At 71.3% G+C, this 13993-nt stretch carries 1 protein-coding gene; it reads left to right on the top strand.

Annotated features, from left to right (window positions below; all coding sequences use genetic code 11):
- The first annotated feature begins 22 nt into the window (after positions 1–22).
- A complete protein-coding gene (locus RM812_RS18480) occupies positions 23–13858 on the top strand; it encodes a WXG100-like domain-containing protein (RefSeq protein WP_311573724.1) in 13836 nt (4611 codons plus the stop codon).
- Positions 13859–13993 lie beyond the last annotated feature (135 nt).

Here is a 13993-nt window from a genome sequence, read left to right as displayed (position 1 = left end):
GCACCACCACTCGGCGGCGTCCGTGCTGACCCCGTCCCCCGAGGCACAGACGCTGCTCATGGTCTTCTCGGGCGAGAAGTGGCCGTCCATCAACGAGGACCTGCTGCGGGAGGCCGCCGACCGCTACGACGCGCTGGTCGGCATCTTCGAGGAACTGCAGACCTACCTCGTCAGTGCCACGAACCACATCAAGGAGAACTTCTCCGGCAAGGCCGCCGAGGAGTTCGCCAAGTACGCCGACTACCTGGCGAGCGGCGGCGAGAAGTCGATCCTGACCGGCTGTGCCGCTCAGGCCGAGAACCTCGCCAGGATCGCCCGGGACACCGCCACCCAGGCGGAGTACGCGAAGTGGATGATCCTCGGCCAGGTCATCCAGCTGATGGCCGAGCTGGCGTTCCTGGCCGCGGTGTGGTGGATACCCGGAGTCAACGCGGCCGCCGAGGCCTCGGCGGCCGCCGCGGAGGTCGCGCTCAAAGTCGTCGCCCAGTCCGTCATCAAGGCGCTGATCGAGAGCATCCTGATCCACACCGCCATCAGCGTCACGATGGGCGCGGCGATGGACGTGGCCGTCCAGCTGATCCAGATGAAGCAGGGCAACCGCGGCGACTGGGACTGGGATGCGACGAAGAGCGCGCTCGGTTTCGGGGCCGTGCAGGGCGTGTTCGGCGGTGTCTTCAGCCTGGCCGGTGGCGCGCTCGGCAAGCAGATCGGCAAGCTTCTCGGCAGTGACGCGGCCAAGTGGCTGGGCACGCGGATCGGCGACCACCTCGACACGCTAGCCGGGACGACCGGCGCGAACAAGGGGCTGGCGCACACGCTCGGCAACATCCTCGGCGGGGCCGACGGGGAACTGGCGAAGAACCTCAACAAGGGCACCGGAAAGCTGGTCTCGGACACCTTCGTCGACAAGGTCGGCAACGCCTTCGCCAAGCACGGGTTCAACGGGCTGTCGGGGGACGCGGCGCGGAACGTCGGCAAGACCTGGGCGAGCTCCCTCAACACGCACTGGTCGACGGCGGCCTCCGTGGACCAGGTGTCAGAGAAGATCGCCAAGGACCTGGCGAAGAGCGTGGGCGGCCAGGTCGACGCGGCGGCCCTGAAGACGTTGTCGCACGCCATCACCGAGGACGTGGCGAAGTCCCTCAGCTCGAAGACGATGGCCGAGACGCTGACAAAGACGCAGAAGTTCGGCTATGCGGCGGGCCGGTACGGGACGTCGGCACTGGTCGAGGCGGGTGCCCAGAACCTGGCCGAGGGCACGTACAACCTGGTGACCCAGGGAGAGTTCACCACCAGCTGGCAGACGTTCGTCTCGGGCGTCGTGCCGACCGCGTTCGGCCATGCGATACGGCACACGATCGTGCACCCCCTCCTCGCCCAGTCGGACTCGCCGATCGCCGGTTTCCTCAAGGACGTCCACTCGAAATTCGACACCCTGGACAAGATGCCGGGTGAGTACGGGCCGAAGATCACGCCGAACGACTCGTCGGCGCCGCTCGGACGGGGCATGGGTGCCACTACGCTCGCGCAGACGGCCGGGGGAGCCGGCACCGGGCCGGAGCCGGAGACGACGGCGCCCACCGCGACCACGATGCCGCAGACGTCCACGGGCTCCACGGGTTTCATGGGCTCCACGGGCTCAACGGGTCCCACAGGTTTCACGGGTTTCACGCATTCCGCGAACTCCCCGGAGCCGACGGCGTCCCCGACGCCTTCGCCGATAGTGACGCAGTCGCAGACGCAGACGTCTCCCCAGGTACAGCCGCAGGTCACGCCCTCACCGCAGACGCAGGCCACCTCCCAGGTCCAGCCGCAGACGACTCCCCAGCCGCAGACCCAGCCGACGTCCCGGACGCCCGCACCGCCCGTGTCCGGGAACGGGTCGGGCACTCCGCCCGTGCAGAAGTCCTTCGCCCCGCGGCCCACGGAATCGAGCACGCCCTTTCCCGGCCCCTCCACGGGAATGCCCCACTTCAGCGCCCCGAGTCCCACGGAACCGACTGCGCAACAGGGCTTCGGCACACCGGCCGAGCCCGTCATCACCACGACGACGAGCTCACCCACGCCCACCTCGGCATCCGAGTCCGTGCCGGAGACGGCCTCCCACGACATCGAGCTGACCGAACTCGGCGGCCCGGCCCCGGCCCGCAACGGCGATGCCGGTGCCAACGACACCACCACCGACGAGGTCAACGAGAACGACGACAACGTCGCCGACGAGAACACCGAAGGCACCCAGCCGAACCCCACGACGACGCCGAACCCCACGACGACGCCGAACGAGACGACGCAGACTCCCGTCCCCGACTTCCTCAAGGACGTCTCCACCTATTTCGGCGGCGCCGAGGACGCGCCCCCTTTCAGCGGCGCCGTCGGCGGGCACCTCGCCGTCCAGCTCGATCACGGCAGCAAGGACCCCGCACTGCTCGCCGACGAGCTGGCGAAGAAGGCCGACGTCACCCTGCACGAGCCGGAAGCCCTCGCTCTCGCCCTGGCGCAGCAGCCGCACACCTTCCTCGGCGACGGCCGCCGCTTCGCCGCCACCACCACCGACGGCCGTCAACAGGAACTGCGCATCAGGGCGGTCCCCAAGCAGGACGCCTGGAAGGCCGTCCCGACGGACAAGGACGCCCCCACCACCCCCTTCAAACTCGACACCGTCCAGCGCTCCCAGCAGACCGAGGGCCTGTCCTACTCCGAGTCCAGCAATGTCCGGGCACCGGTCTCCGCCGCGGTGGTCGGCGCGGGCGCGGTGGGGCGGATCACCGTCGCCCCGGGGATGGCCACCAGCCGGGACCACAACCTCAACACCCAGTTGCTGTCGCAGGGCGAGACCCGCAGCCACGGCGCGTCCGTCGAACTGAAGACCGACGTCACGTACGAACTGACTCTCCACGACGTCCCCGCCACCGGGTCCGCCGGACCCCCGGTGGTCCGTACCCACACCGTCAAGGACGGCCTGACGGTCCGGGTCCCCGAGTCGCACACGACCAACACCCGGCCCGACCCGCGCAAGGACCGGGTGCCGCTGAAGTTCACCACGGAGTCCGGCGAGCGGGCGGGCATCGAGCACACCGAGTCGTACTTCGGCCTCGACGCGATGACGGACTGGGTGCTCCAGCACACCGACTCCCCGGTCGGCAGCAACAACTACAAGGCCGTCGTCACCTACTTCTCGGCCGAGCACTTCACCCAGACCGCCGGCCGCGTCCCCGCACCGCCGCTGCGCCTGCACACGTCCGACGGATCGGCGTCCGGCACCGTCACCATCGACCGGCCGGTGCCCCACCGGCACTGGGTGATCGACGCCGGCACCGACTTCGAACTGCGCGACACCGGCCAGTTCACGCAGAAGAACGAGAGCAGCGTCCACCGCGACCACAGCCTCGACGCCACCCTGTTCGCGGGCGCCCAGCTGGACCCCACCGGCTTCTCGGACGCCGTCGCCGCGCCGCGCGTCCAGGCGGGCCTGACGTTCGGCTACAGCCATTCCTCCCGCACCACGGCCAACCTGGGCGGCACCGCGGGCGTCAAGCACGCCGAGCGCTCCCCGAAGGACGTCCGGACGGTGCTCGTGCTGCGTGAATCGAAGGTCACGGTGCGGATGCCGGACGACACGCACGAGACGTTCACCGTCGGCAGCCTGGTCCGGATGCCGCTCGGCGAGGCCCAGCGACTGGCAGGCTGGGACAACCAGGACGGCCTGCGCGTCGGCGTCAACGAACCGGGGAAGCCCGCTTACTGGGGCGACGGGAAAGTGTCCCTGCTCGGGCCCGGTCGGCCGGGCGAGATCCACGTCGACACGCCCCGGCGGAACCCGGAATCGTCGGCGAACGACGGCCGGACCACCGGGGAGAAGCTCTTCGACTCCCTCTTCGACGACCTGAAGAAGGCCGACCCCGGCCTGCCCCTGGCGACCCGGGACGAGGTGAGAGCCGCCGGACAGCACCGCTCCTGGTTCAAGAGGCTCTTCCCAGGCGGCAGGACCTCCGCCCTCGCCGTGGCGAACGCCCGCAGCCTGATGACGGCCCTCTCCGACCATGCGCTGCGGGAGGGCATGCACCAGGCGGCCACCGCGGAGGGCATCCGGGTCCCTCTGCTCGGCTCGACGATCACGAGGGACCGCGGCTACACGCTGACGATCCGGGCCGATCTGAACAACCCGACCTACGCGGGCAGCAACCGCCGCACCCCGACCGAGGCGACCGGCGGCGGCGAGCGGTTCGACACCGCCCACCAGGTCACGCACTCCTGGAACCTGGGTCTGGAGGCGACCTTCTCCGCCCGGGAGAACGCGAAGGACGCGCTGGGCACACCACAGACCACCGGCACCGGCGGTATCGGCGCGCGCGGCGGCCGGACGACCACCCGACAGGTCAAGTCCGGGGAGACCGCCACCCGCGAGGACCTGTTCGTGCCAGGGCCCGGCACCGACCACTACGACTTCACGGGCGAGCTGACGTTCGAGATCCAGCGCTCGGCGTTTCCGCAGCCGCTCATGCAGGCGCTCACCCTGGGCGGGATGCGGGCCCTGGCACGGTACGGCGCGGACTCGCACTTCCGGGCGGTGAGGCGGCTGTGCGAGCACGCCGGGCTGGGCGGGATCGGCGAGATCCGGAACGGGGAGAGGTCCGTCCCTCTCACCTCTCACCGGGTGGCGTTCACCTTCGGTGTGCCCGACGCCCTGTCCAAGGCAAGTGGGATGTCGGACGCCGACCGGGACCGGTTCACCGGAAAGACGCAGTCCGGCGAACCACCGGGTGTCGAGATCCCGGAGCCGGACACGATCCTCTCCGAGGGCCTGGCCGCCATCACCCTCTCGGTCCGGGCCGATCAGAACCTGCTCGGCTCGGCGCTCGCCCTCTCCGGGAAGACGTCCGGGAACGCGTGGCAGCTGACCGACGCGGGGGCGGTGATGTCCGAGCGGATCCGGCGGGCCTTCGGACAGCACTCCCTCACCGCCTTCTCCGACCAGGTGTTCTCGCCCGGCGGACACAACGTCGGCAATCTGCACGACAAGGGCACCTTCTTCGCCGGCGACGAGTCCGTCTCGCTCGCCGGGACCCGCCACAACCTGACGGTGGTGGGCACCTCGTTCACCGCGTCGCCCGAGATGAACACCGCGCTGGAGCAGGCGTTCGGCTACTCGCGGAGCGGGTCGTGGGGCGTCTCGCTCGGCACCACCGGCATGTTCGCCGGTGTGGAGACGGCCGGCGCCACGCAGCTCACCGGCCAGGGCGGCACGGCCAGTACCTGGTTGCAGAAGTTCCGGACCTCGGCCAAGGGGTCCTCCATCACCTCGACGCGCGACCTCAACCAGGTGATGGGCAACGACCGGTGGGTGCTGGTCGTCGGCGACGCCGATTACCGGATCGGCACCCGCCACAGGTCGCTGGGCTTCTTCGGCCGCCCCTTCGGGAACCACCGCGCCGACTCCTCGCCGGTGATCCGGAAGCCGGGCGGCTGGGTCGGCCTGATCCGGGAACGCGACGCGATCAGGGCGAAGCTGATCGATGACGGTCTGGGCCCGGTGCCGGGTACGGGCACCGATGCCGAGGTCACCGCCGACGCCAACACCAACGCCGTCGTCAGTGAGAAATGGCGCCACCGGCACGACCTCGCCGGAGCGGGCCGCGGCGCTTTCGCGCATACCGCACCGCAGGACGCCGCCGGGCTGAAGGAACTCGGGGAGGCACTGGACAGGGCGGGCATCGCCGAGCAGACCCGGCACACCATCAACGCCATGGTGTCCGCCCGCGCGGGCCGGTCCGCCATCCAGAGCGGAGGCCCGCTGACGGCCCGCGGACGCACCTCCGCCCTCGCACACGTCCGGAAGCTGAACGTCCTGGGCAGGGACGTGGCCGTCACCGTCCGGCACGAACGCGTCGGTAAGCCCGAGATCGTCGGCACCCTGTTCGGCGACCACGAGTTCGGGGCGAACCGCGGCACGGCCCAGGACGACTCCGTGTCGTCGTCGAAGACCGGCGCGCACGGCGTCAACGGCGGTGAACTGGTGCGTGTCCCGGGCGGCTCGGGCGGACCCACCGCCGGCGCCGGAGCCGGCGCCGGGGACTCCGTCACCGCGACCGAGTCCGTCTCGGGCGTGACCACCCAGGTCACCACCCTTCCCGGTCCGAAGGCGGTGCTGAAGACCGACTGGGAGACCACCGTCACCGTCACCTACTCCGACGGCAGCAACGTCATCGAACCGGTCACCTGGAAAGCCACCGTCACCACGGCCGAGTCGTACCTGATGCTGGAGCCGGACGGGGACGGCGACGGACCCGCGGCGTCTTCCCCGGCGTCGTCCTCGACGACGCCTCCGGCAACGCCCCCGGGTCTGCGGCCGAAGCCCGCGGTGACGATCGATCCGCCCAAGAACGGCAGCAACCCCGCCGACCTGCTGGCCGAGACCACGAAGAAGAACGACGAGAAGGCCCGCAAGGGCGACGGCGGTCTGCACATCCACGAGGTCATCGGTGCCGACCAGGTGCAGGACCTCGGCAAACTGCTCGTCTCCCGGGTCCACCGCAACGACCTCGGCCACACCGCGCAGCACACGTACGAGGGCAAGGCGCTCACCGAGGCGGTGAACCACGCCACGCGCGCGAGCGACCTCGTGAAGACCGGCAGCTCCGGCGCCGACGCGCTCGGCACCGCCCTGGACGACCCCTCCCTCACCGCCGCTCTCTCCTCCGGCGCGGCCCAGAGCGGCCGGCACGCCGTCACCGTCTCCGACAACAGTCTGGTCGGCGGGGTCGAGGCCACGCTCACCCTGGCCACCCACCTCGATTTCACGAACGCGCGCCGTATAGCCGTCAGCGGCCAGGTGAGGCTGGACGACCTGACCGGCACCGGCACCGGCGGCGAGATGTCCGACGGAACGGGCCTGACCTGGACTGCGGGGCCCGGTGCCGCCGGCGGCGCGGACGCCGGCGGCAACGTGCTCGTCACCCCCGGTGTCTCCGGCGCCGGCGTCGGCAACAGCGCCGGCGAGACACATCGGATCGGACAGGCCGAGCAGACCCGGCGCAACCTCAAGCCGCCGGCCGGGCACGGCCATCTCTACGCCGTGCCCGCCACCTTCCACCTCGCCGCGGAGGCGAAACGCCACATCAAGGACAGCACCGTCGGCCGGCCGTTCACGTCCCCGGCCGCCCTGCAGTCCGGGAAGACGGAGGCGACGGTCCTCGTCTGGCTGAGCGACCAGCGGGTGAGGGAACTGGGACTGGACCGGCTGGCCAGAGCGGAGGCCGAGGCCACCGACGAGAAGACCAAGGCCAGGCTGAAGAAGCTCATCGAAACGGAGGAGAAGGCCGCCCAGAAGGTGACCGAGGCCGAGAAGGCGTGGGAGGACAGCGACAAGAAGTACTGGGAGGAGCGCCGGAGGCTGAGGGAGGAACTCGACAGCGTCGAGGAGTACCGGGAAAAGCTCCGGAAACTGGAGGAGGAGCACGAGGCGGTCGAACGGGACCTCCGCTCCGGCCCCGGGGAGCGCGAGTTCCATCAAGCGAGGCTGGACGAGACCACGGCGAGACTGGACGCCCTCACCGCGAAACTGGACGAGCTCACGGCGCCGTCGGACAAGCTCACGAAGCCGCTGGAGGACCTCGCGAAGGCGGTGGAGGAGGCCCGTACCCAGTACTTCGAGATCCGCCGGCTGACCGACCCGATCTTCCGCGACGGCCCGGACGCCCAGGCCGCGGCCGACAGGTTCAGGGAGAAGTACGGCCACGAGGACGAGCCGCAGCCAAAGCCGGAGGACGAGAAGAAGGAGTTCTCGGAGAACGAGGACGGCGGCACCCCGGTCACGATCACGATCGACGGTACGACCCACCCACTGGTGGACGTCGAGAACGACGGCCGCGGATTCTTCAACGCCCTGGCGGAAGGGTTCCGGCGGGACGTGCACCCCGACCGGGCCGGGGCGAACGGCCTGGAGCTGTGGCAGGAGCTGGCCGGGAAACTGCGGACACCGGACGAGACGCCCAGACGCTTCGCGGAGCTGGCCGCGATGGTACCGCCGGACCTGGCGGACACGTTCACCGCAGAGGACGTCACCAAGGCGGGACTGCTGTCCTTCCTCGACCCGACGACCAAGGCCGGGCGGGAGTTCCAGGACCGCGACGGAGCCCTCCCGCCGACGAGGGAGGCGCTGACGGAGCAGCAGCGCCGCACGCTCGCCGAGATCACCGCAGGCCGGGACGGTGACCGCGATACGTTGGCCGGCCACGGCACGGCGGACCTCTACCCGGCACTGGCGGCGGCCCTGTGGAAGGTGCCGGTGACCGTGGCGTACGACGGGAAACTGCACACCTTCCTGCCGGGCGGCGGCGAGGCGAAGCCGGGGGACAGGGAGCGGGGCGTCCTGCTGCATCTGAAGGACGACCCGAAGGACAGGACGTACCGGTACGTCGACCACAGAACGGTGCTGCCGACGCCACCCCCGCCCCCGACGCGGCCGGACACCGAGACGCGGACGCCGGTCCCGGCGCCGACACAGAAGCAGTCCGGGACGCGGGAACACGCGCGGACGTCCACTGCGGACTCGGCTCCGTCCCCGACGCCGACGCCGACGCCGACGCAGAACACGGCCGCCCAGGCGACGGGCGACGGGGAAGCCCGCGGCACGACGGACGACCACGCCGTCTCCCAGGAAATCTTCGACGTGCTCACCCCGCCCGCCCGGGGCGGCGACGAAACCACCGCGGTCATCGACATCGACGAGGAACTCGCCGAGCTGGGAAGCTGGTTGAACCTACCCGCGACGGAACTCCTCGCATTCGACCAGTACATGAGCGAACTGGGTTTTGATCGCTCCCACTGGGAGTCCCTCGACGGCCATCTGGCCCGCCGGGGTGCCACCCTCGCCGAACTGGCCGGTGGCGGTGATCACGACCGCATACGTGACGCGGTGGTGGACTGGTTCGCCACGCCCGTCCACCGACCGCCGGTCTCGGTCCTCGACGCGGCGTACTGGCTGCGCACACGGCCGGACCACCTGGAACGACTCCTGCGCGCACACGCTCTGCACGACGCCGACGGGCTCGTCCACCTCGTCGAAGAGAGCGGAGGCCTCGGACCGGAGGGAATCGGCACCGCCTGGTTCGACGCCCACCCCGACGCCGTCGCCCGGCTGCGGGACCGCCAGGACACCGCGCGGCTCACGGCCGCCGTGAACGACCTCGGCATTCCCAGCGGCGCCTTGAACGCCCCCGGCCTCGGCACCGGCACCGGAACCGGAACCGGTCACGAGGCCGGAACCGGGCACGAGGCCGCCCCCGGGCCGGGCCGCGGCCCCGACCTCACCGCCTTTCGCGCCTGGCACGCCGCCAACGGCGGCCCCGAACACCTCGGCCGCACCACCGACGAGGAGGTGCGCGAGGCGGTCGCCCGCTGGTACCTCGAATCCGGACACCGCCTCGGCAGCCTTCCCGCCGGCGTCGATGTCCGGACGCTCGCCCGACTCGCCGGTGCCGCCGACACCACGGGCGGGGAGATCCTCGCGGAGTTCCGCGCCGCCGCCGCCCACTTCCTCGCCGACGGCAGTCTCGCCCAGGCCGTCGACCTCGCCACCGCCCTCGGCGCCGGACTCGGTGACGCCCGCGCCCTCATCCGCAACCTGGCCGTCGACGCCGCCGCCCTGCGCCCCTTCGGACGACTGCTCGGACATCATCGCGCCCGGCACGCCGCGGCCCCCCAGGCGACCGACGCGGCAGCGGCCTCCTTCCGCGTCGACCTCGCGCACCACGGCTTCACCACGGCAGACCTCGCCGTGCTGGCCGAGTCGGGGGCAGGGCACCGGCACGTCGATGCCATCGGCACCGAGCAACTGGACTCCTTCGCCCACTACCTCGTCCACCAGAAGACGCTCGGCGCCACACCGCACGCGGCAGTCCGGGCGTGGCGGAACCTGCCCGCCGCCGCAGCCGCCGCCCACGTCGAGACCTGGCGCGGGAACGACACCGCCGAGGGGGTGGTCCTCGGCACCGTCGACGTCCTGCCCCCGAGCTGGACGAAGCACGAGCGCTTCGGCTACCTCGGACCGATCTCGAGCCGCGCCTTCCGGGCGCGCCGCGTGCTGCTCCCCGACGGCTCCGTCCGAGCCGAGGTCACCCTCTCCGTCAAGTTGCTCCACGAGGCCGGCCAGGAGCACCTCGCCGAGGCCGCCCGGCGAGTCGCGAGGGGCGCTCTCGACGCCTACCTCAATTCCCCCCGTTACCGGCTTCCCAACGGCGATCTGCTCCATGTCGCGGTGGAGTTCACCGACGCCGACGTGCCCGTGGAGCGCTGGGAGGGCGGCTTCCTCAAGAGCCCCGTCAACGGGGTCCATCTCGTCGACCTCTCCTTCGAGCCCGGTGGTCGCATGGAGGCACGGCAGTGGAACCTGCCCGGCGACAGCCCCGCCGTCCTCGCCCATGAGCTGACCCATCTGCTCGGTCCCTGGGACTACTACCGTGAGCACTCGAACACCCTGCGCCCCGTCTACACCGACCGGGCCCTCATGGGAGGCCCGGTCTTCGGTACCCGCTACGGGCAGCCCGACACCAACCCGCTGCAGATCGGCGGCACCCGCCTGCACAACCAACGGCTGATGCCCCGTGACCTGAACCTGATCGGATCGGCGATCGAGACCGCGTGGAAGGACGCCGGGCTCGAGCCCGGCCCGCGCAACGACGTGCCGTCCCACCTGCCGCTCGACGTCGCCGAGCGGGTGCTGCGCGGTAATCCGGCTGCCGGTGTGGCCGGCCTCCTGGCGCCCGTCGGCACCAGCGGACGCCCGCGGCCCGAGCCGCTGGGCGGCACCAACCCCAACGGCACCTACCGCGCGGCCGGGAGCGGCCCGGACGACCGGCCCGTCATGATGTTCCCCGAACACTGGTCGCTGGAGGAGGTGGCCGCGGCGGTCGAACACGTCCACCGCGAGCAGCTGCGGCGCGGCAACGTCCGGCAGGACGGCGAGTTCGAGGGCGTCCACCGAGGGGTCCGCATCCGCGGTCATGCCCTGTCCGACGGCACCATCACCGACTTCCAGCCGTCGCTCCGACAGGACGACCTCGGCCCGGCCCTGTTCGCCGACCCGGCCGACGAACCGCACCCGACACCCTTCGCCCAGGGCGGTGCCCCGCTGGCCACCCACCGGCTGTGGGACTTCATCGCACTCGGTGACCGTTCGCGCGGCATCGGCGGGCACCTGCGTACCGGCGGACGGGACGATGCCGGCCCCCTGGGCGGACCGGCGGTGCGCCACCTGCCGTACGGCACCACCACGGCAGGCAACCGCACGCTGCGGGCCGGCACCTTCGCCCTCGAACTGCAGCACTGGATGAACCGGGCCGTCCGTACTCCCCTCGCCTCCCCGGGCCCGGCCGTCGCCCTCTCCGACGGCGTCACCGGCCTCAACACCCTCTTCCCGGACGGGTGGAGCAACTGGAAGATGGACGATCACATCCGCGTCGGCCACCAACAGGCTCTCGCGCACGGGTCCTTCACCCTCCTGCCCTCCGGCGGCCACATCTGGCACGCCGTGATCGAGAACGTGCCGATGCACGGGCAGGTCCTCGACGGCGAGCACCAGTGGGTACGGCCCTCCTGGCACCAGTCCGGAGCGGGGGACCACACATCCACCGTGGTGCTGGCCGAGGCGCACGACATCGCATTCCGCACCGGCGACGGGGCCCACTACCGGATGAACCGGGTGCTGCGCCACAACGGCGAACAGAGGACCGAGATCGTCCGTGTGCTGCACGTGCCGCGGGACAACGGCATGGATTTCCTGCTGGAGTCGATCCGGGGCGCCCGGCTGCCCCTCGGAGGCATCCCCGGGCTCGGCCCGGCGGAACTCCGGTTCGCGATCGCGTACGACGACACGGGCAACGGACCCGACACCGAGCTGCTGGACCGTGCGGCATCCTCGCGTGTGAGGAACGCCCGCACGCTGCTCGGCCCCGGATTCGAAGCGATGTTCCTCTCCGCCCCGCGAATCCTCGGCCCGGACCAGTGGACGCCACCTGCCGGAACGCTCGCCACGCCCGTCTGGCGCGCCGCCACCTCGGCGGTGCTCGACCTCCACGGACCGAGCCCGCTGACCCACGAGCCCGGTGTCGACGCTCTCGTCCAACTGCACACCGCCCAGGAACTCGCGCCCCACGCCGACCGCGACCACAGTGCACAGGACCTGGTCGGTGCCACCGGCCACCTGTTCCACCCGGGCGCCGGAAGCGACCTGACGATCCCCGAGAACCTGCGGGGCGACTGGACGCCGGACCGGGTACGGCTGGCCGCGCTGCAGCACTCCCTGCACGCCCGCCCCGTCGAGGGACGGCAGGGCCCCGACGAGGTGGTGCTGGAGGCGTTCCCCGTGCCGGGCGTCCGGCTGGAGATCCGTCACGAGCGGGGCGCCGACGGGGCGTGGCGGATCGCCGACTACACCATCGACACCGACGAAGGGACCGGCGTGCCGCCGCTGTGGCAGCCCGACGGACCCCTCGCCGAGGCGGCGGCCGACATGGGAGTCAACCCGGCGCATCTCTTCGTCCTGAGCCAGGAGCTGGGAGTGGACCCCCAGGACGTGTCGAGCGTCGCCGCGCTCCTGCGCGGCTTCGGAGACCCGCTCGTCGTCCTCGACCACCTGGAGCTGATCGCCGACCGGCTGGGCGCCGAGGACCCGCTGCTGTTGATGAGGTGGATGAGCGCGCGGGGCATCGGCGTCGAGCACTGGTGGGACCTCGCCGCCCACCTGCAGGACCGGGGGGAGACGCTGAGCGGCCTGATCGAGGCGGGCCCGGACAGTGACCTGCTCGCCTCCTGGGACCAGCGGACACAGCGGGCGGTCCGCCAGGACATCGTCGCCCAGGCCCTCCTGCTCGGGGTGCACCCGCGCCGCCTGGAGATGGTGATGATCGCGACCCTGATCGACCAGCCGACGGTGTTCGGTGTGCATACCCGGCCGCTCTGGGAGACCGGGAGCACCGTCGGGGAGATGGCCGAGAAGTTTGCCGGACAGCACTGGCGCGGCAACTTCGGTCAGATGGCGGTCCGGTTCGGCGCCGCGGAATCGGCACAGGACGCACCGGTCGAATTCGCCGAGTGGTCCGAGATCCCCACCTCCGTGGAACTGCCGCTGGATCAGCTCACCCTGGACGATCTGACGCGTGCCGTGGCGCTGTGGCGGCTCGGCCTGAACGGCCCGACCGCCGCGCTCCCCGACGGCCTGGACCCCCGCCCGCTCGCGCTCCTGGCCTTTCGTCTCGGAATGTGGCCCGAGCAAGCCCGTGCCTACATCGAGGGCCCCGGCCAGGAAGCGGGCCCCCTCCCGCTGACGACGCAGCTGGAACAGCGGTACGAGGACGCCCGCGAGACGGCTGCGATGTTCACCGACCCGGCTACGAACGCGGCGCCCCGCCCCCTCTCGGTGCTCGAGATCGCCGACCACCTCGACATCGATCCCAAGCTCCTCGGCACCATCCCGAATCTCACCGTCGGCAACGGATGGACCCTCGGGGGGTTGCTCTGGCACGGCGTTCCGGCCGTCTCCGCCGACCTGGTGAGGCAGCGACTCGACGGCCTCGGTCTCGACCCCCGCGAACTGGCCTGGTTCCACAGCCTCACGGTGACGGCCGAGGACATCGCACACCTCGTGGTGACGGCCGTGGACACCAAGAACCTCATGGTGACGGCCGAGGACATCGAACGGTTCTGGGACTACGTGGCGGACCACCACACGACGGACGAGGACCTGGCCGCGCTGCACGCCGGCGACCGGGAAGCGGGACCGGCGGCGGTACGGAAGTGGGTCGAGCACGAGAGGGCGGCGACGCGCGGTCCCGTACCGCCCGGACCCCCGACGGGCGAATGACCGCACCACCACCAACAGCACGACGGATGACGAAAAGAGAGAGTGGCACCAGTGGCAGTCACGGAGTCGCAGAGCGGTACCCCCGGCAGCGCCGGTGGGTCCGGACCAGAGGAGGCCGGGGCGCCGACGGCGCGT

Origin of the sequence: Streptomyces lancefieldiae, from assembly GCF_031845825.1 — a bacterium.
GTDB classification, from domain to species: domain Bacteria; phylum Actinomycetota; class Actinomycetes; order Streptomycetales; family Streptomycetaceae; genus Streptomyces; species Streptomyces lancefieldiae.
This window is presented reverse-complemented; position numbering and strand designations above follow the sequence as displayed.